Annotated in this window: 22 protein-coding genes and 2 tRNA genes; 14 read left to right on the plus strand and 10 right to left on the minus strand. The window is 68.7% G+C overall.

Going from position 1 to position 23,523, the window contains the following annotated elements:
• Positions 1-27 precede the first annotated feature (27 nt).
• Entirely contained in the window at positions 28-1,992 is a 1,965-nt protein-coding gene (locus ACSVDM_RS24285; protein ID WP_439268155.1) for a heavy metal translocating P-type ATPase, read from the minus strand.
• Positions 1,993-2,084: 92 nt separating this feature from the next.
• Here ACSVDM_RS24285 and ACSVDM_RS24290 point away from each other — a divergent pair, with 92 nt between their 5' ends.
• Entirely contained in the window at positions 2,085-2,444 is a 360-nt protein-coding gene (locus ACSVDM_RS24290; protein WP_067493327.1) for an ArsR/SmtB family transcription factor, read from the plus strand.
• Between the two features lie 83 nt (positions 2,445-2,527).
• Here ACSVDM_RS24290 and ACSVDM_RS24295 read toward each other — a convergent pair whose 3' ends face one another.
• Entirely contained in the window at positions 2,528-3,661 is a 1,134-nt protein-coding gene (locus tag ACSVDM_RS24295; RefSeq protein WP_439268233.1) for an MFS transporter, read from the minus strand.
• A gap of 346 nt (positions 3,662-4,007) precedes the next feature.
• Here ACSVDM_RS24295 and ACSVDM_RS24300 point away from each other — a divergent pair, with 346 nt between their 5' ends.
• The 4 genes from ACSVDM_RS24300 (at position 4,008) to ACSVDM_RS24315 (ending at position 6,637) form a co-directional block, all read left to right on the plus strand.
• Positions 4,008-4,781 (plus strand): fumarylacetoacetate hydrolase family protein, encoded by a 774-nt coding sequence (locus tag ACSVDM_RS24300; RefSeq protein ID WP_439268157.1) that lies wholly within the window; start codon positions 4,008-4,010, stop codon positions 4,779-4,781.
• A gap of 17 nt (positions 4,782-4,798) precedes the next feature.
• Positions 4,799-6,274 carry a glutamate--tRNA ligase gene (gltX, locus tag ACSVDM_RS24305; RefSeq protein ID WP_439268159.1) on the plus strand — a complete coding sequence of 492 codons (1,476 nt, stop codon included), beginning with the start codon at positions 4,799-4,801 and terminating at the stop codon, positions 6,272-6,274.
• 187 nt (positions 6,275-6,461) lie between these two features.
• Positions 6,462-6,533 (plus strand) — tRNA-Gln (locus tag ACSVDM_RS24310).
• A gap of 28 nt (positions 6,534-6,561) precedes the next feature.
• Positions 6,562-6,637 (plus strand) — tRNA-Glu (locus tag ACSVDM_RS24315).
• Positions 6,638-6,679: 42 nt separating this feature from the next.
• Here ACSVDM_RS24315 and ACSVDM_RS24320 read toward each other — a convergent pair.
• Positions 6,680-7,381 carry an IclR family transcriptional regulator gene (locus tag ACSVDM_RS24320; protein WP_067493334.1) on the minus strand — a complete coding sequence of 234 codons (702 nt, stop codon included), beginning with the start codon at positions 7,379-7,381 and terminating at the stop codon, positions 6,680-6,682.
• 63 nt (positions 7,382-7,444) lie between these two features.
• Here ACSVDM_RS24320 and leuC point away from each other — a divergent pair, with 63 nt between their 5' ends.
• The 3 genes from leuC (at position 7,445) to ACSVDM_RS24335 (ending at position 10,327) form a co-directional block, all read left to right on the plus strand.
• Positions 7,445-8,869: a 3-isopropylmalate dehydratase large subunit gene (gene leuC, locus ACSVDM_RS24325; RefSeq protein WP_439268161.1), complete on the plus strand. Its 1,425-nt coding sequence runs from the start codon at positions 7,445-7,447 to the stop codon at positions 8,867-8,869.
• Between the two features lie 36 nt (positions 8,870-8,905).
• Positions 8,906-9,514 carry a 3-isopropylmalate dehydratase small subunit gene (gene leuD / locus ACSVDM_RS24330; protein ID WP_067493338.1) on the plus strand — a complete coding sequence of 203 codons (609 nt, stop codon included), beginning with the start codon at positions 8,906-8,908 and terminating at the stop codon, positions 9,512-9,514.
• A gap of 156 nt (positions 9,515-9,670) precedes the next feature.
• A complete protein-coding gene (locus tag ACSVDM_RS24335; RefSeq protein WP_067493341.1) occupies positions 9,671-10,327 on the plus strand; it encodes an HU family DNA-binding protein in 657 nt (218 codons plus the stop codon).
• A gap of 118 nt (positions 10,328-10,445) precedes the next feature.
• Here ACSVDM_RS24335 and ACSVDM_RS24340 read toward each other — a convergent pair whose 3' ends face one another.
• The 3 genes from ACSVDM_RS24340 to cofC are packed head-to-tail and all read right to left on the minus strand — an operon-like array spanning position 10,446 to position 14,296.
• Positions 10,446-11,366, minus strand: coding sequence for an NUDIX hydrolase (locus ACSVDM_RS24340; protein WP_067493474.1), 921 nt, complete (start codon positions 11,364-11,366; stop codon positions 10,446-10,448).
• Positions 11,367-11,395: 29 nt separating this feature from the next.
• Positions 11,396-13,564 (minus strand): RNA degradosome polyphosphate kinase, encoded by a 2,169-nt coding sequence (locus ACSVDM_RS24345; protein WP_439268164.1) that lies wholly within the window; start codon positions 13,562-13,564, stop codon positions 11,396-11,398.
• 60 nt (positions 13,565-13,624) lie between these two features.
• The gene (gene cofC / locus ACSVDM_RS24350) at positions 13,625-14,296 is read right to left on the minus strand and encodes a 2-phospho-L-lactate guanylyltransferase (protein WP_439268166.1); all 672 of its coding nucleotides are present in this window, start codon (positions 14,294-14,296) and stop codon (positions 13,625-13,627) included.
• Between the two features lie 31 nt (positions 14,297-14,327).
• On the opposite strand from cofC, the gene ACSVDM_RS24355 reads away from it, so the two are divergent.
• Positions 14,328-15,323: an NAD(P)H-dependent glycerol-3-phosphate dehydrogenase gene (locus ACSVDM_RS24355; protein ID WP_067636818.1), complete on the plus strand. Its 996-nt coding sequence runs from the start codon at positions 14,328-14,330 to the stop codon at positions 15,321-15,323.
• 44 nt (positions 15,324-15,367) lie between these two features.
• The gene (locus ACSVDM_RS24360) at positions 15,368-16,462 is read left to right on the plus strand and encodes a D-alanine--D-alanine ligase family protein (RefSeq protein ID WP_439268168.1); all 1,095 of its coding nucleotides are present in this window, start codon (positions 15,368-15,370) and stop codon (positions 16,460-16,462) included.
• 133 nt (positions 16,463-16,595) lie between these two features.
• Here ACSVDM_RS24360 and ACSVDM_RS24365 read toward each other — a convergent pair whose 3' ends face one another.
• On the minus strand, positions 16,596-17,300 hold the full coding sequence (locus ACSVDM_RS24365; protein WP_439268170.1) for a DUF3515 domain-containing protein: 705 nt from the start codon (positions 17,298-17,300) through the stop codon (positions 16,596-16,598).
• Between the two features lie 147 nt (positions 17,301-17,447).
• On the opposite strand from ACSVDM_RS24365, the gene ACSVDM_RS24370 reads away from it, so the two are divergent.
• From ACSVDM_RS24370 to ACSVDM_RS24380, 3 genes are read left to right on the plus strand one after another with little or no spacing between them, the layout of a single operon-like run.
• The gene (locus ACSVDM_RS24370) at positions 17,448-18,425 is read left to right on the plus strand and encodes a thiamine-phosphate kinase (RefSeq protein WP_439268235.1); all 978 of its coding nucleotides are present in this window, start codon (positions 17,448-17,450) and stop codon (positions 18,423-18,425) included.
• A gap of 11 nt (positions 18,426-18,436) precedes the next feature.
• Positions 18,437-19,120 carry a uracil-DNA glycosylase gene (locus ACSVDM_RS24375; RefSeq protein ID WP_067493352.1) on the plus strand — a complete coding sequence of 228 codons (684 nt, stop codon included), beginning with the start codon at positions 18,437-18,439 and terminating at the stop codon, positions 19,118-19,120.
• A gap of 49 nt (positions 19,121-19,169) precedes the next feature.
• On the plus strand, positions 19,170-19,421 hold the full coding sequence (locus tag ACSVDM_RS24380; protein WP_439268172.1) for a hypothetical protein: 252 nt from the start codon (positions 19,170-19,172) through the stop codon (positions 19,419-19,421).
• Positions 19,422-19,560: 139 nt separating this feature from the next.
• Here ACSVDM_RS24380 and ACSVDM_RS24385 read toward each other — a convergent pair whose 3' ends face one another.
• The 3 genes from ACSVDM_RS24385 to rpmB all read right to left on the minus strand — a co-directional run bounded on the left by ACSVDM_RS24385 (position 19,561) and on the right by rpmB (position 21,091).
• Positions 19,561-20,334 (minus strand): enoyl-CoA hydratase/isomerase family protein, encoded by a 774-nt coding sequence (locus ACSVDM_RS24385; RefSeq protein WP_439268174.1) that lies wholly within the window; start codon positions 20,332-20,334, stop codon positions 19,561-19,563.
• 10 nt (positions 20,335-20,344) lie between these two features.
• Positions 20,345-20,818 carry a GNAT family N-acetyltransferase gene (locus ACSVDM_RS24390; RefSeq protein WP_439268176.1) on the minus strand — a complete coding sequence of 158 codons (474 nt, stop codon included), beginning with the start codon at positions 20,816-20,818 and terminating at the stop codon, positions 20,345-20,347.
• Positions 20,819-20,899: 81 nt separating this feature from the next.
• Complete coding sequence (gene rpmB, locus ACSVDM_RS24395; RefSeq protein WP_011210730.1) at positions 20,900-21,091, minus strand: 50S ribosomal protein L28; 192 nt, start codon at positions 21,089-21,091, stop codon at positions 20,900-20,902.
• A gap of 250 nt (positions 21,092-21,341) precedes the next feature.
• On the opposite strand from rpmB, the gene ACSVDM_RS24400 reads away from it, so the two are divergent.
• Positions 21,342-23,522 (plus strand): DAK2 domain-containing protein, encoded by a 2,181-nt coding sequence (locus ACSVDM_RS24400; RefSeq protein ID WP_439268179.1) that lies wholly within the window; start codon positions 21,342-21,344, stop codon positions 23,520-23,522.
• Position 23,523: the final 1 nt, after the last annotated feature.

Genomic DNA, 23,523 nt, shown 5'->3' on the forward strand with positions numbered 1-23,523 from the left:
GCGCTGCTGGGTGAGTCCCTTGGACGGCTAACGACCCGACTCGGCGCGGCGCCAGGCGGAGGAGCTGAGGAGGCGCAGGCCGTTGAGGGCGACGATCACCGTCGAGCCTTCGTGGCCTGCCACGCCGAGCGGGAGGGGTAGGTGGCCGATCAGGTCCCAGGTGACCAGGACCGCGATGAAGGTGGCGGCGATGGCGAGGTTGGCGATGACCAGGCGGCGGGCTCGGCGGGACAGGGCGATGACGGTGGGGATGGTGGTGAGGTCGTCGCGGACCACCACGGCGTCGGCGGTTTGCAGGGTGAGGTCGGAGGCGGTGGGGCCCATGGCGATTCCGACGTGGGCGGTGGCAAGTGCGGGGGCGTCGTTGATGCCGTCGCCGACCATGGTGATGCGGTTGCCGTCGGACTGCATGGCCCGGATGGCGGTGACCTTGTCCTCGGGGAGCAGGTCTGTTCGCAAGTCGGTGATTCCGACGCGGGTGGCGAGATGGCTTGCGGTGGTGTGACTGTCGCCGGTGAGCAGAACCGGTGAGGTGCCCGTCGATTCGGTGAGTCTGGCGACGGTGGCGGCTGATTCAGGGCGGTCGCGATCGGTGATGCCGAGGACCGCTACCGGGGAGCCGTCGCAGACGACGACAACCGCGGTACGGCCATGCGACTGCTGAGTCGCCACCTCCACGGCAACAGCTCGATCCGCGGTCGGCGTGGCGAGTAGTGCTGTGGGCGAACCGATTCGGATCGCATGCCCGTCGACGGTGGCGGAAACGCCGCGCCCCGGTTCGGACGTGAAGTTCACGGCATCGGGCAAGCCGAGTCCGCGCTGACGAGCCGCACGCACGATGGCTTCGGCCAACGGATGTTCGCTGCCGTGCTCGGCTGCCGCAGCCAGCCGCAGGACGGCGTCCTCGGTGAGGGCGGTACCGGGCAGCACCTGGGTCTCGGCGACTTCGGGCGTGCCACGGGTGAGCGTGCCGGTCTTGTCGAACGCGACGCGGGTGGTGGTACCGAGCTGTTCCATCACGGCGGCGGACTTCACCAGCACACCGTGGCGGCCTGCCGTGGCGATGGCGGCCAGCAACGGCGGCATGGTCGCGAGAACCACGGCACAGGGGGACGCGACGATCATGAAAGTCATGGCGCGCAAAAGGGATTCGCGGACCGGCTCACCCCACAACAGTGGCACGACGAACACGGCGATCGTCGCCGCCACCATGCCGATCGAATAGCGCTGCTCGATCTTCTCGATGAACAGCTGGGTGCCAGCCTTGGTGCGCACGGCCTCGTCGACCAGGCCGGCGATCCGCGCGACCACCCAGTCGCTCGCCCGCCGATCCACCCGGATCCGCAGCGTGCCGGTGCCGTTGAGGGTGCCCGCGAAAACCTCGTCGCCGACTGTCCGGTCGACGGGCAGCGGTTCGCCGGTGATGGTGGCCTGGTCGACCTCGCTCGACCCGCCGACCACGGTCCCGTCCGCCGCGATGCGGTCGCCCGGGCGGACCAGCACCACGTCACCGATGACGAGATCCGTCGCGTCCACCGTCTGTTCGTCGCCTTCGCGCAGGACGACGGCGACGTCGGGGGTGAGGTCGAGCAGCCCGCGCACGGAGTCCTCGGTCCGCGCGGTGGCCAGCGCCTCCATCGCGCCGGAGGTCGCGAAGATGACGATCAGCAGCGCACCGTCGGTCACCTGCCCGATCGACATGGCGCCGATCGCCGCGACAACCATCAGCAGATCGACATCGAGCGTCTTCTCCCGCAACGCCTGTAACCCACCCAGCGCCGGCTCCCATCCGCCGGTGACGGCGCAGGCCAGATACAGCGCCCACCACGACCACGACGGCGCACCGGACAGCTGTGCGGCCAGGCCCACCAGGAACAGCACGAGCGAGGCGGCCGCCCAGCGGATTTCGGCGATCTCGAACAGCCGGGTCCGTCGCGAGCGCGGGGGAGCGGCGGCGCCGGGGCGTGCCGCGACGGCGGTGGGCATGGCCACGGGAAACCTCCGTGAGACGGGAACAGAACAACCCGAGAATAACAGAACATATGAAGAGGTCTTCATTTCAACGGGTCGGTTAGACTCCTGCCATGGGACACGGTGTGGAGGGCCGCGACCGGCCGACCACCCGGCTGGACGCCGATACGGCCGCGCACGTCGCGACCACTCTGCAAGCCCTCGCCACCCCGAGCAGGCTGCTGATCCTGTCCGAACTACGGCAGGGCCCGCGCCCGGTGACCGAACTGGCCGAGGCGGTGGGAATGGAACAGTCGGCCGTCTCCCACCAGCTGCGCCTGCTACGTAACCTCGGTCTCGTGATCGGCACCCGCGCGGGCCGCAGCATCGTCTACAGCCTGCACGACAACCACGTCGCCCAACTGCTCGACGAAGCTGTGTACCACAGCGAACACCTGCGCCTCGGCCTGTCCGACCGCTCCGGTACCGCCTGATCCGGAGACCGAACGCCGAGCCTCCAGTCCGGCGCGGGCCGCGCGTCGCAGGCGCCGACCCGCGCCGGAGCTGTTGCGGGTGACTACCTTCCGGTGCCCCTCGGTACCAATGGCACCGCCGCCATCGCCATGACGGCCGCGAACGCGAACGCCGTCGGGTACCCGCTCACCGTGATCAGCGCGCCGAACGCCGGTGGGATCGCGGCCAATACAAGGTTCTGGCCCGTGTTCTGAATGCCGAGACCGCGCCCGCTCCAAAAGGGTCCGGCGATCTCGGCGACCGCGGTGAACGCCAATCCGTTGTCCGACACCGAGATCACCGAAGCCGCCACCATCAGCGGCACCGCGATCCACCCCCAACCGGTCCCCGCGGCGACCGCCAGCGCGACCATCGCCAACACCGCGGCGACAGCGACCTGACGCAGCGGCCCGAGCCGGTTGCCGACCCGATCCGACCACGCGCCCGCGCCGATTCGTCCAGCGGCGCCCAGCAATTGGGTGACCGTCATCAGTGCGCCCGCCGCCGCCAGCGACCAGCCCAGATCGCGGTGCAACCACATCAGCCCGAACGTCCACAGGGTGGCCTGCGGGAAGACCAGCAGGATGGACACCGCGTGAATGCGCCACAGCGTGGAGTCGCCGCGGTACGGGTTGGTGCGGTCGGCGGCCTTGGCGGGCGGACGCGGCGGGTCGACGATGCCTGTCAGACAACCGATCGCGCCCGCGCCTGCCAACAGCGCGGGCACCAGCAGGGCGGCCGCGATGCCATACCCATCGGCGACCCACGGGATGGTCAGCGCGGCCAGGCCGACGCCGAGCGGCTGGGCGGTCTGGCGGATACCCATGGCCAGCCCGCGCCGATCCGGCGGGAACCAGCCGACGATCACCCGCCCGCTCGCGCCGTTGGAACTGGCCGCGCCGACACCGCCGAGGAACAGCAGCACGCCGAAGGCGATCGGGTCCTCGACCAGGGCCGCGCCGAGGCCGGCGGCGAACATCAGCGTCGTGCCCGCGACCAGCACGATCCGCTCACCGATGCGGTCGACGACATAACCCCACGCGATCAGGGTGCACACCAGACCGACGGTCGGCAGGGCGACCAGCGCGCCCGCGGCAGCCAGCGAATCACCGCGATCGGTGAGGGCGGGCAGCAGGAAAGGGGTGCCGTGCACGAAGGTGGCGCTCGACGTCTGCGCGAGCACGCCGAGGGCGAGCATCAGCCAGCGTCTGCCGTTGCTGATCTGGGACACCCCGGCCGTCGGCCGCGCGTTCGTCACGATACTCACCTCGCCGAATTGCACGATTGCATCTCACTATTTGAGATCGATGTCCCATCTTGTGAACATCGAAGATCACGCTACACCGGTGACCCCGGGTTCCGGTGCTCGGCGTCGGTGTCTGACGGATCACATCCGGTGGCGGCGGTGCGTAATGCGAATCACGAACGCGGGCAGCAGGTTCGAAATCACACGAATGTGACTTCGCTCGCCCTCCCGGTTCGGCCGCGCGAGGCGATCACGGGCGCGTTCGGGCAGGTGGGCGCGCCTCGATAGACTCCCCGGCATGCGCTTAGGTCGAGTTGCCAGTCCCGATGGAGTCGCGTTCGTCAGCATCGAAGGCGACGGAAGCGACGCCGTCGCCAAGGAGATCGCCGAACATCCGTTCGGCACGCCGACGTTCACCGGGCGGAGCTGGCCGCTGGCCGACATCCGCCTGCTGGCGCCGATCCTGGCCAGCAAGGTGATCTGCATCGGCAAGAACTACGCCGCCCACGCGGCCGAAATGGGTGGTGAGGCACCGAAGGATCCGGTGATCTTCATCAAGCCGAACACCTCGATCGTCGGGCCCAACGCCCCGATCATCCTGCCGCCCAGCTCCTCTCAGGTCGACTTCGAGGGCGAACTGGCCGTGGTGATCGGCCGCCCCTGCAAGGACGTGCCCGCCGCCAAGGCCGCCGATGTGATCCTCGGCTACACCGTCGCCAACGACGTCACCGCGCGCGACCAGCAGCGCCACGACGGGCAATGGACCAGGGCCAAGGGCTACGACACCTTCTGCCCGCTCGGCCCGTGGATCGAAACCGCCATCAACCCAAGCGATCTGGAGATCACCACCGAGCTGGACGGCGAAGTCCGCCAGCGCAGCCGCACGTCGCTGTTCCTGCACGACATCCCGAAGATCATCGAGTGGATCAGCTCGGTGATGACGCTGCTGCCCGGCGACGTGATCCTCACCGGCACACCGGAAGGCGTCGGCACGCTGGCGGCCGGGCAGAACGTGTCGGTCACCGTCGAGGGCATCGGCACCCTCACCAATCCTGTTGCCACCAAGCGCTGATAGCGGAGAAGAGAGTCATGACACAAGTACGGGTCCGTTTCTGCCCGTCGCCGACCGGCACGCCGCACGTCGGCCTGATCCGCACGGCGCTGTTCAACTGGGCGTTCGCCCGCCACCACGGCGGCAGCTTCGTGTTCCGCATCGAAGACACCGATGCCGCACGCGATTCCGAGGATTCCTACCGCGCGCTGCTCGACGCGCTGCGCTGGCTCGGCCTCACCTGGGACGAGGGTCCGGAGGTCGGCGGCCCGTACGAGCCGTACCGGCAGTCGCTGCGCCGCGACCAGCATCTCGACGTCGTGCGCAAGCTGCTCGAGGCCGGCGAGGCCTACGAGGCGTTCTCCACGCCCGAGGAGGTCGAGGCCCGCCATCGCGCCGCCGGTCGCGACCCGAAACTCGGTTACGACAATTTCGATCGGGATCTGACGCCCGAGCAGATCGCCGCCTACAAAGCCGAGGGCAGGCCCGCGGTGGTGCGTTTGCGCATGCCCGATTCCGACCTCGGCTGGAATGATCTTGTTCGCGGGGAAACCACCTTCAAAGCGGGCACGGTTCCCGATTTCGCGCTCACCCGTGGAAATGGTGATCCGCTGTACACACTGGTGAATCCGGTCGACGACGCGCTCATGAAGATCACCCATGTATTGCGCGGCGAGGACCTGCTCTCGTCGACACCGCGTCAGCTCGCGCTGTATGCCGCGCTGCAGCGTATCGGTGTTGCCGACTTCACTCCGGAGTTCGGTCACCTGCCGTTCGTGATGGGCCAGGGCAACAAGAAGCTGTCCAAGCGCGACCCGGAATCGAATCTGTTCCTGCATCGCGATCGGGGATTCGTTCCCGAGGGTTTGCTGAATTACCTCGCACTGCTCGGCTGGAGTATCGCCGAGGACCGCGACGTGTTCTCCATGCAGGAAATGGTCGCCGCTTTCGATATTTCCACCGTGAATTCGAATCCGGCTCGTTTCGACCAGAAGAAGGCCGACGCGATCAATGCCGAACAGATTCGTCTGCTCGAGCCCGGTGATTTCGGCCACCGTTTGCGTGAGTTCCTGACCGCGCAGGGGCATATCGGTGCCGAAATCGACGAGAAGACGTTCCTGGCCGCCGCCGAACTCGTGCAGACCCGGATCGTCGTGCTCGGCGACGCCTGGGACCTGCTGAAGTTCCTTTTCGTGGCACCGGAGGAGTTCGCGATCGACCAGACCGCGGGCACGAAGAACCTCGGCGCCGAAGCCGACCAGGTGCTCGACGCCGCCATCGCCGCGGTGGAGCCGCTGGCCGAATGGACCACACCGGCCCTGGAAGAGGCCCTGAAGAAGGCGCTGATCGACGATCTGGGCCTCAAGCCACGCAAGGCCTTCGCACCCGTGCGCGTGGCGGTGACGGGCTCGCACATCAGCCCGCCGCTCTACGAATCGATGGAATTGCTCGGCCGCGAGGTCTCGCTCGACCGCTTGCGTGCCGCACGCGGTTGGCAGCCGACCGCGCAGTAGCCGGACGGCAGGCGGGTGCGGCACGCGCCGCACCCGCCCGGCAGCCGGAAATCGCTCGAAAACCGGCCGCTGACCAGGCGATTTGTAGTTTACCCCCTGCTGTTTGGTAATCTTCTCATCGCCGCGGAACACGGCCTCGCAACACCGACAACCACTCGGTGAGCGCAGGGCCGAGCGTTTCCATCCTTGGGGTATGGTGTAATTGGCAACACAGCTGATTCTGGTTCAGCCATTCTAGGTTCGAGTCCTGGTACCCCAGCAAGGTTTCACTTCGGTGAAATCGTCCTGGCCCCGTCGTCTAGCGGCCTAGGACGCCGCCCTCTCAAGGCGGTAGCGCGGGTTCGAATCCCGTCGGGGCTACCAAGAAAGGCCCCCGGTCGAATCCGACCGGGGGCCTTCTTCGTTTCACAGTCGTTTGTGCAGCGCCTCCGCCGCCGCCACCAGATCGGCCGCCCAGCGCGCGCCCGGCCTGCGGCCCATCCGGTCGATCGGGCCCGACACCGACACCGCCGCCACCAGCACGCCCGAGGCGTCACGCACCGGGGCCGAGACGCTCGCCACGCCCTGTGCGCGTTCTGCCGCGCTCTGCGCCCAGCCCCGCCTGCGGACCTCGGCCAGTGCCCGCTCGCCGAACACGGCGTCGGCCAGGACGGTGCGCTGTAGCTCCGGGTCGGCCCATGCCAGCAACACCTTGGCCGCCGAGCCCGCGGTGAGCGGTAGTCGCGAGCCGACCGGCACTGTGTCGCGCAGGCCGACGGGCGGCTCCAGCGCGGCCACACACACGCGTGCGTTGCCGTCGCGGCAGTACAGCTGGACGCTCTCGCCGGTGATCTCGCGCAGCCGGGGCAGAATGGCTCCCGCCGCCTCGACCAGCGGATCGGCGGCCCCCGCCGACAACTCGCTGAGCGCGGGACCCGGCCGCCACAGCCCGTTGGCGTCGCGCGCCAGCAGCCGGTGCGTCTCCAGCCCGACCGCCAGCCGGTGCGCGGTGGCACGTGGCAGGCCGGTTCGGGTGCACAGGTCGTTGAGACCGCAAGGTTCGTCGGCGACGGCGTAGAGCACCGCCACGGCTTTGTCGAGAACACCGATACCGCTATGCTGTCTCATAGAACGATACTAACTTCTCATATGTTGAGATACCAAGTATGCCCGTCGAAAGGTGATCAAGCAATGGCCGAGCGCGCCCGCACACTGGCCGAGAAGGTGTGGGAACAGCACGTCGTCGTCCCCGGCGACGGTGACGGTACTTCCCGCGAACCCGACCTGATCTACATCGATCTGCACCTCGTGCACGAGGTGACCAGCCCGCAGGCCTTCGACGGGCTCCGCGCGGCCGGACGGCCGGTCCGCCGGCCCGACCTCACCATCGCCACCGAGGACCACAACGTCCCAACGGCCGACATCGACAAGCCGATCGCCGATCCGATCTCGCGCATCCAGGTGGAGACGCTGCGCCGCAACTGCGCCGAGTTCGGCGTGCGCCTGCACCCGATGGGCGATGCCGAACAGGGCATCGTGCACGTGGTCGGTCCGCAGCTCGGTCTGACCCAGCCCGGCATGACCGTGGTGTGCGGCGACAGCCACACCTCCACCCACGGCGCGTTCGGCGCGCTGGCCATGGGCATCGGCACCAGCGAGGTGGAGCACGTGCTGGCCACCCAGACGCTGTCGCTTCGCCCGTTCAAGACGATGGCCATCACCGTCGACGGCGAATTGGCGCCCGGCGTCACGAGTAAGGACCTGATCCTGGCCGTGATCGCCGAAATCGGCACCGGCGGCGGCCAGGGGTATGTGCTCGAATATCGCGGCGAGGCCATTCGCAAGCTGTCGATGGAAGCGCGGATGACGATCTGCAACATGTCGATCGAGGCGGGCGCCCGCGCGGGCATGATCGCCCCCGACGAGGTGACCTACGAATTCCTGAAGGGCCGCCCGCACGCGCCACAGGGCGCCGACTGGGATGCCGCCGTGGCCGCCTGGGAGGCGCTGAAGACCGACGACGACGCGGTTTTCGACGCCGAGGTGCGCATCGACGCCAGCACGCTGACCCCGTTCGTCACGTGGGGCACCAACCCCGGTCAGGGCCTGCCGCTCGGTGCGAACGTGCCCGACCCGGCCCAGATCGCCGACGAGTCCGAACGCGAGGCCGCCGAGAAGGCGTTGCGCTACATGGACCTGACGCCGGGAATGCCGCTGCGTGAGGTGAGCGTGGATACCGTTTTCGTCGGTTCCTGCACCAATGGCCGGATCGAGGATCTGCGTGCCGTCGCCGATGTTTTGAAGGGCCGCCGCGTCGCCGACGGTGTGCGAATGCTGGTCGTACCCGGCTCGATGCGGGTGCGCGCGCAGGCGGAAAAAGAAGGACTCGGCGAGATTTTCACCGCGGCCGGTGCGGAATGGCGCCAGGCGGGCTGTTCGATGTGCCTCGGGATGAATCCGGATCAGCTGGAACCGGGTCAGCGCTGCGCCTCCACCTCCAACCGCAATTTCGAAGGCCGACAGGGCAAGGGCGGGCGTACCCACCTGGTCTCGCCGCTGGTCGCCGCCGCCACGGCGGTGCGCGGCACCCTGTCCTCGCCCGCCGATCTGGCCTGAGCGGCCCCGAACCACCACGATCGAAGGAGAATCGTTATGGAAGCCTTCACTGTTCACAAAGGCATCGGGGTACCGCTGCGCCGGTCCAATGTCGACACCGATCAGATCATCCCCGCCGTTTACCTGAAGCGCGTGACTCGTACCGGTTTCGAGGACGGTCTGTTCGCCGGTTGGCGTACCGATCCGGACTTCATTCTCAACACCGAGCCGTACCGCAGCGGCAGCGTTCTGGTGGCCGGGCCGGATTTCGGCACCGGTTCCTCGCGTGAGCACGCGGTGTGGGCGCTGTCGGACTACGGCTTTCGAGTGGTGATCTCCTCGCGTTTCGCCGACATCTTCCGTGGGAATGCGGGCAAGGGTGGTCTGCTGGCCGCGCAGATGTCACAGAACGATGTCGAAATGCTCTGGAAGCTCATCGAGGAACAACCCGGCCTCGAATTGGTTGTCGACCTGTCGGCGCGCACCGTCACGGCGGGAACCATCGTGTTGCCGTTCGATATTGACGACTACACCCGCTGGCGTCTGCTGGAGGGTTTGGACGACATCGGCCTCACGCTGCGGCAAGGCGACGCGATCACCGAGTTCGAAAAGGGAAGGCCGTCATGGAAACCCGTGACGCTGCCGGAGCCTATTTCACCGGCGTAATCGGCTGGGGCGCTTAGGGGCGCTTCCCTGGGAGCGGTAGCTGGACGTGTGCTAAACCACATGAATTTTGGCGTGGCACATAGACTCTTGCTCAAACTGGGTTTACCGTGGTACCTAGTCGGTCCGACGACGGGCCATTAGTCTGCGGAGGATTCAATGAACAAGGCGGAACTGATCGACGTTCTGACCGAAAAGTTGGGTACGGACAGGCGCACGGCTACTGCGGCTGTCGAGAACGTGGTCGACACCATCGTCCGTGCCGTGCACAAAGGTCAAAGCGTCACCATCACCGGATTCGGTGTGTTCGAACAGCGCAAGCGTGCTCCCAGGGTTGCCCGTAACCCGCGTACCGGTGAAACCGTGAAGGTGAAGGCGACTTCGGTGCCTGCCTTCCGACCGGGCGCTCAGTTCAAAGCGGTGATCGCGGGTAAGCAGAAGCTGGCCGCGTCCGGCCCGGCCGTGAAGCGTGGCGTGAATGCGCCCGTGGCGGCGAAGAAGGCGGCAGCCAAGAAGACCGCGGCGAAGAAGACCGCGGCCAAGAAGGCCACGCCGTCGAAGGGTCCGGCCAAGACCACGGCCCGCAAGGCCGCGACCAAGGCTCCTGCCGCCAAGAAGACGACGGCGGCCAAGGCCACCGCCGCCAAGAAGACCACGGCGGCAAAGAAGGCCCCGGCCAAGAAGACTGCCACCAAGGCCACTGCCGCCAAGGCCACCGCCACCAAGGCCACGGCGGCCAAGAAGACCACCGCTGCTAAGAAGGCTCCTGCTAAGAAGACTGCTGCGAAGAAGACAGCCACCCGTCGTGCTCGTTGATCCTGCCGCAGCGGGATCAGGTCGGGGAATGTGCACGTAAAGCCGCATCACCCACCACTGGACCGAGAACGGCCCCGGAATTTCCGGGGCCGTTTCGGCTGTGCGGGGTAACTTTTGTTCAGCCGGTGACGATTCCCGTAGACAAGGCACGATCCATATGGTTCGCCGCGACTAATCGGTCCCCGATGAACGACAAAGCCCAGACGCTGCCCTTGCGATTACGCGCGGGCGGCAGGGTGAGTCCGTCGCGCTGAGCCAGCCACTGTGTCAGATCGGGAATCACGCCGCCCTGACTGCAGACCACCGGTACACCCCGATCTGTTACCAACGACAGAAAACGTTGCCGCGCCGCATCTTTCGCTGAATCGTAACCTTGCTCGGAAAACATTGGCTCGCAATTGATTTCGGCGTTCAGATGCTCCGCCAACGGGGTAACGGTTTGGATACAGCGCAGGGGATCGGCCGAATAGATCCGGGATGCTCCGAACGCCAGCAGATTCGGGACGAGCGCCTCGGCCTGCCGCAGCCCGGCGGGCTCGAGTGGCCGCTGATCGTCCGGACCGTCGAACTCGGAGCGCTTGCCCGCCTTGGCGTGGCGGACGAGCAGCACGGTGGCCGTTTTCGGTGGGTGACGGGCGAAGACGCGCACGATCTGGCGGTCCATCGGGTACGACAGTTCGTCCATCACGTCGTCGAGCGGAATCCAGCGCAGCTGGTCCACTTCGGAGTTCTCGGTGAACTCGCCCTCGGCCGCCTCGGCGGCCCAGTAGTCCACTCGTTTGAGCTGCCGGTGCCCCGGGATGGGATAGGTGACCCGGCCGAGATAACGCCCGAGCGTGCACGGTAGGCCGGTCTCCTCGCCGACCTCGCGCACGGCCGCGACCACCGGGCTTTCGCCGGGATCGAGCTTGCCCTTGGGCAGTGACCAGTCGCCGTACTTGGGCCGGTGGATCACCGCGATCTCCGGTCCGGTGGCGCCCGCACGCCACAGAACCGCTCCCGCGGCATGAATATTGGGCCGGACCCGCGGGTCGCGCATCGGTTCGGGCTTCTCCTGTGCGTGCTTGCTCACGGCTGTTCGGGACGACGCAACCGCATGAGGAATTCCTGGTGATCGCGCACCTGGTTGGCGTCGGCGTCGGTGGGGCTCGCCTGCCAGGAACCGTCGGGCAGCAGCACCCAGCAGCGCGTCATGGGGTCGAGCGCGGAATCGAAGACCACACCGAGCTGCTCGGTCAGGCGCGGATCCTTCACCTGCACCATCACCTCCACTCGGCGGTCGAGATTGCGGTGCATCATGTCGGCGCTGCCGATCCAGGTCTGTTCCTGTGCCTGGAACTGCAGTACGCGCGAGTGCTCGAGGAAGCGACCGAGAATGGAGCGCACCTCGATGTTCTCGCTGAGGCCCGGCACGCCCGCGCGCAGGCCGCAGATACCGCGCACCACGATCTGCACCGGCACGCCTGCCTGAGAGGCGCGGTAGAGGGCGTCGATGATCTGCTCGTCGACGATCGCGTTGGCCTTGAGCCGGATACGGGCGTCGAAACCCTCACGTGCCAGCTCGATCTCACGGTCGATCCGCTCGATGATGCCCGCCCGGACACCGAGCGGGGCGACCATCAGGTTCCGGTAGTCCTCCTTGCGGGAGTACCCGGTGAGCGAGTTGAACAGGTCGGTCAGGTCGGCACCGATCTCCGGTGCCGCGGTGAACAATCCGACGTCCTCGTACAGGCGCGCGGTCTTGGGGTTGTAGTTGCCGGTGCCGATGTGGCAGTAGCGGCGGATGGTCGAACCCTCGCGGCGCACCACCAGGCACGTCTTGCAGTGGGTCTTGAGGCCGACGAGGCCGTAGACCACGTGCACGCCCGCCTGTTCCAGCGCCCGTGCCCATTTGATGTTGGCCTGCTCGTCGAAACGTGCCTTGATCTCCACCAGGGCCACCACCTGCTTGCCCGCCTCGGCGGCCTCGATCAGGGCGTTGATGATGGGGGAGTCACCGGAGGTGCGGTACAGGGTCTGCTTGATCGCCAGCACCTGCGGGTCGGCGGCGGCCTGTTCGATGAACCGCTGCACGCTGGTGGAGAACGAGTCGTAGGGGTGGTGCACCAGCACGTCGCCCTCGCGCAGCGCGCTGAAGACATTGCGCGGGGTCTCGCGCTCACCGAACGCGGCGGGGGTGGCCGGTACGTAGGGCGCGTCCTTGAGTTCGGGCCGGTCGACGCCGTAGACCTGCCACAGGCACGACAGGTCGAGCAGGCCGGGCACCTGGATCACATCGGCGGGGTCGACCTCCAACTCACGTAGTAGCAACTCCAGCATGTGCTCGGTCATGTCGTCGGAGACCTCGAGCCGCACCGGCTTGCCGAAACGGCGACGCGCCAGTTCGCGTTCCATCGCCTGCAGCAGGTCCTCGTCGCGGTCCTCGTCGACCTCGAAATCGGCGTTGCGGGTGATCCGGAACGAGTGGGTCTCCACCACGTTCAGGCCGGGGAACAGCAGATCGAGGTGGGCGGCGATGAGTTCTTCCATCGGCAGGAAGGCCGCGATGGCCGACGGCGCGCCGGTGCGGCGCACGCGGACGAACCGGTCGACGTTGTCGGGCACCTTCACGCGGGCGAAGTGCTCGCCGCCGGTGCCCGCGTCCTTCACCGTCACGGCGAGATTGAGGCTCAGGCCGGAGATGTAGGGGAAGGGGTGGGCCGGGTCGACGGCCAGCGGTGTGAGGACCGGGAAGACCTGATCGGTGAAATAGCTCGAAAGGCGTTGCCGTTCGGCTTCGTCGAGGCCCGACCAGCCGATGATGTCGATGCCCGCGCCTGCCAGCGCCGGGTTCACCGAATCGATGAAGACCTTCGCGTGCCGCTCGGCGAGTTCCTGTGCGCGGGCGGTGATCATCTCGAGCTGTTCGGACGGTGAGCGGCCGTCGGCGGAGCGCACCGAGAGCCCGGTCTCGGCGCGGCGTTTGAGCCCGGCGACCCGGACCATGTAGAACTCGTCGAGGTTGGAGGCGAAGATCGCGAGGAACTTCGCGCGCTCCAGCAACGGCAGGGAGGCATCCTCGGCGAGGGCGAGCACCCGGGCATTGAAGTCCAGCCAGCTCAATTCCCGGTTGAGGTAGCGATCGCGTGGCAATCGCTGCGAACTGCCGTCGGCGCCCGAGGCGATGGCGGCCGCAGGTGGCGGGGAAATCGGGGGCAGGGACTTGATGGTTTCCGTGTCGCTCACGCTGTCAATCATCCCCTACGGACCGCGTGGTCCGCAGCATGACATCGGGTGAACTCCTGGTGCGGCGACCGGCTAGCACACCGTGCGGACGGGATCGCCTCGGTGGGTGGTGATTCCGAACTCCCGCAGCGCGTCGGCGGTGTGGACGCCGACGCCGAGCGCGCGCACGGCGTCCAGATCCTCGGGTGTGTCGACGTCACAGCGCAGGCCCGGCCAGTGGCCGGGCACGACGACGGCGCCGTATTCGCGGTGGGCGCGGGCCGAATCGGGGCCGAAACGTGGTGCCAGCGCATCCGGTGCGGTGCCGGCCAGCAATGCCGAAGTGCCGGTCCCCGTGTGATCGATCACCACCGCGCGAGTGGCGGGCGCGACGGCGAGGAAGTCGGTGAGTTCGGCGGTGCGCAGGGCGGGCAGGTCGGCCTGCAGGGCGAGCAGGCGGACCGGGCCACTGCGGTGGCGCACGTCGTCGGCCGCGGCGGTGAGGGCGGTGTTGAGGGGGTCGCGGTCGGCGGGCGGCTCGGCCAGGACGTGCGCGCCGAGTTCGCGTGCGCGGGCGGCGACGACGGCGTCGGGGGTGACGACGGTCAGCGAACCGATCGCGGGCACGGCGGCGGCCGCCTCGACGGTGTCGGCGAACATGGCGAGCACCAGCCGGGCGCGCTGGTCGGCGCTGAGCACGGCCGACAACCGGCTCTTGGCCCGGTCTCGGTGCTTGACCGCCATCACGGCGTGCACGGTGTGCATGGTCTCGATCCTTGCATGGCATATTGGGCTGATGACGAGGGCTGCGGTTATGGGTGCTGGGTCGTGGGGTACGGCATTCGCGAAGGTGTTGGCCGAGGCGGGTACCGAGGTGACGATCTGGGCCAGGCGCGAAGAGGTGGCTCGCGCGCTCGACACCGAGCATCAGAATCCGTTCTACCTGCCGGGCGTGCAGTTGCCGCCCGTGCGGGCCACCCACGATCACCGGATCGCGCTCGACGGCGCGGATCTGGTCGTGCTCGCGGTGCCGTCGCAGTCCCTGCGGGCCAATCTGGGCCACTGGAAGGACGATATCGGCGCCGATGCCACGCTGATGAGCCTGGCCAAGGGCATCGAGACCGGGACACTGCTGCGGATGAGCCAGGTGATCGCGGAGGTGACCGGCGCCGAACAGGGCCGCATCGCGGTGCTGTCGGGACCCAATCTCGCCCACGAGATCGTCGAACGCCAGCCCGCGGCCACCGTGATCGCCTGCACCGACACCGAACGCGCACAGCAGGCCCAACATGCCTGTGCCACCGGCTATTTCCGGCCCTACACCAATACCGATGTGGTGGGCTGCGAGATCGGTGGCGCGTGCAAGAACGTCATCGCCCTGGCCTGCGGCATCGCCTCGGGCATGGGCCTCGGTGACAACTCCGTGGCCAGTCTCATCACCCGCGGGCTGGCCGAGGTGATGCGGCTCGGGGTGGCGCTCGGTGCGCAACCGGTGACGCTGGCCGGGCTCGCCGGCGTGGGCGACCTCGTCGCCACCTGCACCTCGCCGCTGTCGCGCAACCGGTCCTTCGGGTATGTGCTCGGACAGGGCGGGTCGATGCAGGCCGCGCAGGAGGCGACCAACGGTCAGGTCGCCGAGGGTGTGAAGTCGTGCACATCGGTGCGGGCGCTCGCGGCCGAACACCAGGTGGAGATGCCGTTGACCGACGCGGTGCACAAGGTGTGCCACGAGGGACTTTCGGTGAACGAGGCCGTCGGCAGCCTGCTCGGCAGGCGCATGAAACCCGAATAAGGCCGATGCCGCCGCGGCGGCGCGAACCTACTACGGTGACGTTCATGACGGAACGGATCAGGGTAGCTGTGGTGTTCGGCGGGCGCAGCAGCGAGCACGCCGTCTCGTGTGTGTCGGCGAGCAGCGTCCTGCGCAACCTCGATCCGCGGCGCTACGAGGTGGTGCCTATCGGGATCACCACCACCGGCAGCTGGGTGCTTGCCGAGGGGATCGGCGAACTCACGCTCAGCCACGGCGAACTGCCCGCCGTCGATGCCGCGGGCACCGCGCTCACCCTGGCCGCCGACCCCGGCCGTTCCGGCGCGCTCGTCGCCCTGGACGATCCGACCGCCACGCTCGGCACCGTCGATGTGGTCTTCCCCATCCTGCACGGCCCGTTCGGCGAGGACGGCACCCTGCAGGGCATGCTCGAGCTGGCCGGGGTGCCCTATGTGGGTGCCGGTGTGCTGGCCAGCGCGGCCGGGATGGACAAGGAATTCACCAAGAAACTGCTGGCCGCCGAATCGCTTCCGGTCGGTGTGCAGGTGGTGTTACGTCCCGGCACCCAGACCCTGACCGCCGAGGAACGCGACCGCATCGGCCTGCCCGCCTTCGTGAAACCCGCGCGCGGCGGTTCGTCCATCGGCATCACTAAGATCACCGACTGGGCGGCCCTCGACGACGCCGTCGCCACCGCCCGCGCCCACGACCCCAAGGTGATCGTCGAGGCGGGCATCGTCGGGCGTGAAGTCGAATGCGGTGTCCTCGAATTCGCCGACGGCGACGTGCGCGGCAGCGTCGTCTCCGAGATCCGCATGCCCGACGCCGACGCCGCGGCCCCCGAGTTCTACGACTTCGCCACCAAATACCTCGACGACGTGTGCGAATTCGACGTGCCCGCCAAGCTCGACGACGCCGTCGCCGACGAGATCCGCGCCCTGTCGGTGCGTGCCTTCCGCGCCCTGGACTGCCAGGGCCTGGCCCGAGTCGACTTCTTCCTCACCGCCGACGGCCCGGTGATCAACGAGATCAACACCATGCCCGGCTTCACCCCCATCTCCCAATACCCCCGCATGTGGGAAGCAACCGGCATCGACTACCCCACCTTGGTCTCCACCCTCATCGAAACCGCCGTAGCCCGAGGCACCGGCCTGCGCTGACCCCGCAGCAGAACAGCCAAGGATTTTCGGCCGCCTCGGATCCGAAGGGCGAGACGTAACGGCGAAGCCGAAGTATCGCCCTTCGGATTCGAGGCCTTCCAGGCCGAAAATCCCGCGGCGCCAGCCGCCAATGTCACAACTCGCCAGGGTTGATCGGTTGGGCGGGGAGGGTCGCGGTGATCGTGTCGGAGACCGTTTGTACGGCGGCTGTGCCCGACCCGTCGGGGACCGTCAGGGCGATGTAGGTTTCGCGATCGACGGCGAACCATGTGCCCGTCTTGGCCGTCTCGTCGCGAACCTGGAACCACTTCACCCCGTCGACCTCCTGCAGCGGTGAGGCCCGGTTGAATTCGAGTGGCCGGTCCAGGCCGCAGCGCAGCACGATCGCTTCCCCGCCCTCGGGCAGTTGCCAGGCGCGGGTTGCGGGCGGTGCCGGTTCGGCGAGGGTGGATTTGGTGTAGTCGCCCAGGTCGGCGGGCAGGGCAGGCAGCAGGGCCGCGCAGGCGGGGCCGTCGGCGGCGGGGGCGGGGACCGGCCCCAGCGCGAGCGGTTCGCGTTCGACGGGGGCGCGCAGGATCAGGAAGGCGGCCACGAGCACGCCCACGATCAGCACGATGGGCAGGGCGACGGCGGTGGCGATCAGCGCGGGGGAGTAGTGGCTGTCGGCGGCCGGTTTGTCGTCGGCGCTGTCGTCGTCAGGGCTCGCGTCGTCAGGGTTCTCGTCGTCGGCCGATTCCGCTTCTGGAGAGGCTTTGCGGAGGACTGATGGTTCGGCAGTGTCCTCGGGCCCGGTCGCCTCGTCGCGATCGTCCGCTGTCGGGTCCGACGATTCCGCCATAGCCGCGTGGTCCTTTCCTCATCGCCTGCGCCGCGCACCGTCGGTGGTGCCCGATCGCCTCCGAAAGGGTACCGTCGTGGCGATTTCGTCGGTCGGGAGCACAGCGGGAAGGAGTCGGTCATCAGCGAGGACAGCCGTTCGCAGACGGTGCGTGAGCTGGGTGAATTCGCCTTGATCGACCGGATCAACGCCGGTCGCGAGCAGGCCGCGCACGTGCTGCTCGGCCCGGGCGACGACGCCGCGCTGCTCGCCGCGCCCGACGGCCGGTTCGTGGTGAGTACCGACATGCTCGTGGAGGGCAGGCACTTCCGGCTCGACTGGTCGACGCCCGCCGATATCGGGCGCAAGGCGATCGCGCAGAACGCCGCCGACGTGGTGGCGATGGGCGCGCGTCCCACCGGCTTCGTGGTCGCGCTCGGTTGTCCCGGCGACACTCCGGTACGGGTCGTCGAGGGCATCGCCGACGGCATGTGGATCGAGGCCGTGCGGGCCGGCGGATCCATCGCGGGCGGCGACCTCGTGCACAGCGAGCAGTTGGTGATCTCGGTGACCGCGTTCGGTGACCTCGGTGGCCAGGGCGCGCTCACCCGATCCGGTGCGGTCGAGGGCGATATCGTCGCTGTCGCAGGCGAACTCGGCTGGTCGGCCGCGGGCCTGGCCGTATTGTCCGGCGGGGCGGATGTTTCCGATCCGGCCTTCGCGCACGCGCTTGCGGCACACCGGGTTCCGCAGCCGCCCTACGCCGAGGTGATCGACGTGTTCGGTGTCCACATCCCCAACGCCCTCACCGATGTCTCCGACGGGCTGCTCGCCGACCTCGGCCACCTCGCCGCCGCCTCCGGCGTCGCGATCGACGTGCACGCCGCCGCCCTCACCGACCCCGAACTCGACGCCGTCGCCGCCCGGCTCGAAGCCGATGCGGGGCAATGGATTCTGGCCGGGGGAGAGGACCACGCGTTCGTCGGCACGTGGTCGCCCGCGACCGCGCTGCCACCGGGCTGGCGGCCCATCGGGGTCGTTACCGCAGGCAGCGGCGTCACCGTCGACGGTGCGCGGCCCGCCGGTGCCACCGGGTGGGAATCGTTCCGTGGGGCAGGCGCCACGGCCGAGCCCGGCAAACGATAGGTTGTGCGGTCATGGGTGCCAAACCACTGTCGGAGATCATCGACCCGGGCTGGGCCCGGGCCCTGGAACCGGTTGCCGACCGCATCAGCGAGATGGGTGAGTTCCTGCGCGCGGAGAACGCCGCCGGACGCGGATATCTACCCGCCGGAGAGAACGTGCTGCGCGCGTTCCGGCGCCCGTTCGACGCGGTGCGCGTGCTGATCGTCGGCCAGGACCCCTACCCGACTCCCGGCCACGCGATGGGACTGAGTTTCTCTGTCGCGCCTGATGTTTCGCCGATCCCGCGCAGCCTGTCCAACATCTTCGCCGAGTACACCAAGGACCTCGGCTTCGATACGCCCAAGTGCGGCGACCTGAGCCCGTGGTCGGATCAGGGTGTGCTGCTGCTGAACCGAGTGCTCACCGTCACGCCCGGCACCCCGGCCTCACATCGCGGCAAGGGCTGGGAAGCGGTGACCGAGCAGGCGATTCGCGCGCTCGTCGACCGTGACGAACCGCTCGTCGCCGTGCTGTGGGGCCGGGACGCGGGCTCGCTGAAGCCGACCCTGGTCGCCGCCGAGGTCCCCTACATCGAATCGGCACACCCCTCGCCGCTGTCCGCCTCGCGCGGGTTCTTCGGGTCGCGACCCTTCTCCCGGGTCAACGAACTGCTCGACGAACTCGGCGCCGATCCTGTCGACTGGCGGTTGCCCTGACCCGGGGTGCCGCCCGCACGAGAAGAAAATGATGAAGGAGCACAACCGGATGCACACCACAACCGTTCGCGCCGCACTGGCGACCGCCGCCGTCGCCGCCGCCATCACCGCGGGCGCGGGCTCGGCCTCGGCCGCGGGCCTGCAGCTCGAGCCCTACAACGAGCAGGCGACCCCGGTCGCGACCAGCCCCGTCGGCGAGGAATGGACCTCCACCGGCACCTCGACCATCTCCTCCGGCGTCAACGCCAAGATCACCTGCCTCCTGCAGAACACCTTCAGCGCCCTGGGCGCTGTGTGTTAAAGCGGCTGGCGCCGCGGGATTTTCGGCCCTGAGGGCCTCGAATCCGAGGGGCGATACTTCGGCTTCGCCGTTACGTCTCGCCCCTCGGATCCGAGGCGGCCGAAAATCCGTGGTGGCGGAGTTCCGGCGTGAGCGCCGCTCAGGCGAGGTTCGTGTAGTCGGGCTTGCGCTTGGCGATGAAGGCGTCGACGCCTTCGCGCCCGGTGCTGCTGTTCGCGGCGGCGGCGATGCTGTCGCGTTCCGCGTCGAGCTGCTGGTCCAATGTTGCCGTCGGCGACTGGGCCAGCAGCTTTTTCATGGCCGTGTAGGCGGCGCGGGGGCCGGTGGTGAAGCCGGTGGCCACGCGCAGTGCCTCGGTGCGGATCTCCTCGTCGGGGACGATCCGGCTGAGCAGTCCGAGTCGTTCGGCCTGCTCGGCGCCGATCACGGCGTCGGTCAACAGGATCTCGCGGGCCCGGCCGGCGCCGACGATGCGCGGCAGCGACCACGACATCCCGCCGTCGGGGGTGAAGCCGATGCCGGGGTAGGCCGGACGCATCTGGGTCGACGGGCCGCCGATGGCGATGTCGGCCGCGCAGACCAGGCTCATGCCGGCACCGGCCGCCCAGCCGTGCACCGCCGCGACGACCGGGACGGGTGCGGCGGTCAGGGCGCGTACGAAGTCGTGCAGCTGGGTGGCCAGCTCGTGCAGGAAGGCGCCTCGGTCGTCGGCACCGGCGAAGTGGCGGACATTGCCGCCCGCGCAGAAGTTGGCGCCCGCACCGGTGATCAGGATCGCGCCCACCTCGTCGCCGAGCGAACGCAGGGCGGCGGTGCCCGCGTTGATCAGGTCGAAATCGAGGGAGGTGCCCGCGGCCGCGGTCGCGATGGTCAGGTGCAGTACGCCGTCGACGACGACCGGTTCGCTACTCATGCCCGTCACATTAGCGAGGGGCGCGCCGCCACTGTTGTTCGGGCAGCAGCGTGAACGGGTCGGTGCGGCGCAGACCCGTATCGGCGAAGCCGTGCCTGCGGTAGAAGGCGTGCGCGCGCGGATAGTCGCCGAGCACCCACAGCGTGCAGGGCGCAGCGGGAACGGTGGCCGCGAGCAGGTCGTCGGCGACGCCGGTGCCGTGCCAGGCGGCGCGCACGTATAACGCTTCCAGCTCGCTGCCGGTCGGCTGTCGTGACGCGGCGGCGAAGCCGATCAGGTCGTCGCCGTGACAGGCGACGAGCAGCCGATAGCGGTCGTCGGTGCGGCGGCGTTCCCAGGTGATCGCCGAACTGTCGAGATCGAACGCGGCGAGCAGGTGGGCGGGGACCAGCGAGTCGTAGGCCTCCCGCCAGCTGGCGATGTGGCAGGCCGCGAGCGCGGTGATGTGCGCGGCGCCCGCCGGGACGATCCGCCACTCAGCCACGAATCACCCGTTCGACGACAAAACCCCGGACAACCCATGAAGGGTGCCGGGGCACTGTCGGCAGAATGTACGGGCCGGAAATCAGCCGCGGACGACCTTGCCCGCCTTCAGGCAGGAGGTGCACACGTTCATCCGGCGGGTGTTGCCAGGGGCAACCTGCGCACGCACGGTCTGGATGTTCGGGTTCCAGCGACGGTTGGTGCGCCGGTGCGAGTGCGAGACCGACTTCCCGAAACCGGGGCCCTTGGCGCAGACGTCGCAAACGGCAGCCATGTCGCGAGCTCCTTCATGTCATAAGCGGTCAGCGCGCACGTGTGCCGCTGAACCGGAAACTGATGTCGTCAAATGCCTTGCCGACTTGCATCGGCCAGCGCAGACCTGTCGAGGCCGCACGAGGCAACCCTGCAAGCGTAGCGGGCCCGGGCGGGAACTTCCAAACCGGGTGTCCTGCTCGACGGCGCGGACACGTGGTGCGTCCGTGGTCAGGGTACTGCTGTCGGTCGCTGGCGCTAACCTGGCTGCGATGCTCGGCGGGCGAGCACGGCCGACGGGGAACGAGGTGACGGTGACGCAGGTGCCCGAGGCGCTCGACGGCGCCGCGCTGCTGTCGTGGGCCAGGTCCTGCTGTGCGGGCCTCGAGTCCCGCCGATCGGAGATCGACGCCCTCAACGTCTTCCCCATCGCCGATTCCGACACCGGAACCAACCTCCTGGCCACGATGCGGGCCGCCCTCGCTGCCGCCGATGCCGAGGGCGGTGCGCAGGAGCGGTCGCGCGTGCAGCCCGAGCTGGGGCAGATGCGTTATGCGACCGACTCGTGCGGCGGCGCGCTGGGCGATGGTCGGGCCGGGGAGGTGGCGAAGGCGCTGGCTCGTGGCGCCACGGCCGGGGCGCGGGGCAATTCCGGGATCATTCTTTCGCAGGTATTGCGCGGAATCGCCGAGGCGGTGGTGGCCGGGCCGTTGACCGGCGAGCGGTTGCGAGGAGCGTTGCGGCGGGCGGCGGTGCTGGTGCGGCAGGGGTTGAGTGCGCCGGTGGAGGGCACGATTCTGACGGTGCTCGATCGCGCTGCGGTAGCTGCCGCCGAGTCCGGCGATTCCTCGCTCGAGGGTGTGGCGAAGGCAGCGGCCGACGGTGCCGCACGCGCGCTGAACGAGACGCCCGCCCAACTCGGTGTGCTGCGGGCTGCGGGCGTCGTCGACGCCGGTGCGCGCGGTCTGCTGGTTCTGCTGGACTGCCTCGTCGCCGAGGTGTGCGGTGTGGCTCCCGAACGCCATACCTACGCCCGTGAGCGAGGTGGCGGCGCGACGCCGGCAACGGGTGCGGAGCGTCGGCGCAGGCAGTCGATCAGCGCTTCCGAGCCCGGTCGCGGTGGGGGGCAGCCGCCCAGGTCGGTCGGCGCGCATGCGGGTGGGGCCGATTCCCGGCGCGATCGCGGTGCGTCGCTCGGTGGTCGTGGGTTCGGCGCACACGCCGGGACGTGCGGTGACCACGACGAGGCGCCGGGGCGCTGGAATGGCGAGGGACCGGGGCGCTGGAATGGCGAGGGGCCGGGACGCCGGGATGACGAGGCGGCGGGGCGCCGGGATGGCGAAGTGCCGGGGAGCCGGGATGGCGAGGCGCGCGGGGTTGAGGGCGGGCCGGGCGGCGACCTGGACGAGTCGTTCTGTGGTCGTGACGGGGTGCGCGGAGACCGCGACGGTCTACGCGGGGACGAGGACCGGGGGCGCGGCGCCGACCCGCATTTCGAGGTCATGTATGTGATCTCCGGCACGGATGACGTAGGCGCGGGGGTATTGCGGGAGCGGTTGGCGGTGCTCGGCGATTCCGTCGTCGTGGTCGGCGACGGGGATACCACCTGGTCGGCGCACGTGCACTGCCGCGACGCGGGCGCGGCCATCGAGGCGGGGCTCGCGGTCGGGACGTTGAGCGCCATCCGGGTCGAAAGCTTCGCCGTCACAGCGCACAACGGCGTCGGCGACCACCCGGAGTCGGCTCCGGTCGACGCGAACTCGGTGGGGCGAACCACCCTTTCCACCGATGGGCTCGCTGACCGAGGGGTCGTCGCCGTCGTGGCCGGTGCTGATGCGGCGGAGCTTTTCGAGGACGCGGGGGCGGTGGTGTTGCGCGAGGACGAGGCCTTCGACGCCGACATCCTCCTGCGGACGATCCGGGCGATGCCGCACCGCGAGGTGCTGGTGCTGCCCAACGGTGCATTGCCCGCACAGGAATTGGTCGCCGTCGGTGTGGCCGCGCGTGACGGTTCGCGCGACGTGCTGTTGTTGCCGAGCGCCTCGATGGTGCAGGGGCTCGCCGCGCTCGCGGTCCACGATCGAGGGCGGATCGCCGTCGACGACGCCTTCGCCATGTCCGAGGCGGCGGCGACCACCCGCTGGGGTGCGCTGCGGGCGGCCCGGGTGCGTGCGTTGACGATGGTCGGAACCTGTTCTCCCGGTGACGGTTTGGGCCTGGTCGGCGAGGATGTGGTGGTGATCGACCCGGACGTGGTCGGCGCGGGACGCATCCTGCTCGACCGGATGCTCGGTCTCGGCGGGGAATTGGTGACCTTGCTGATGGGCGCGGGGGCCGGGCACGAACTGGGGCAGATTCTCGCCGATCATGTGCGCGCCGGATTCCCCGGTGTGGATGTGGTGGTGTATTCCGGTGGGCAGCAAGCGGATCTGGTGCAGATTGGGGTCGAGTAGA

Source organism: Nocardia sp. JW2 (assembly GCF_051843015.1).
In the GTDB taxonomy this organism is placed as follows: domain Bacteria; phylum Actinomycetota; class Actinomycetes; order Mycobacteriales; family Mycobacteriaceae; genus Nocardia; species Nocardia coubleae.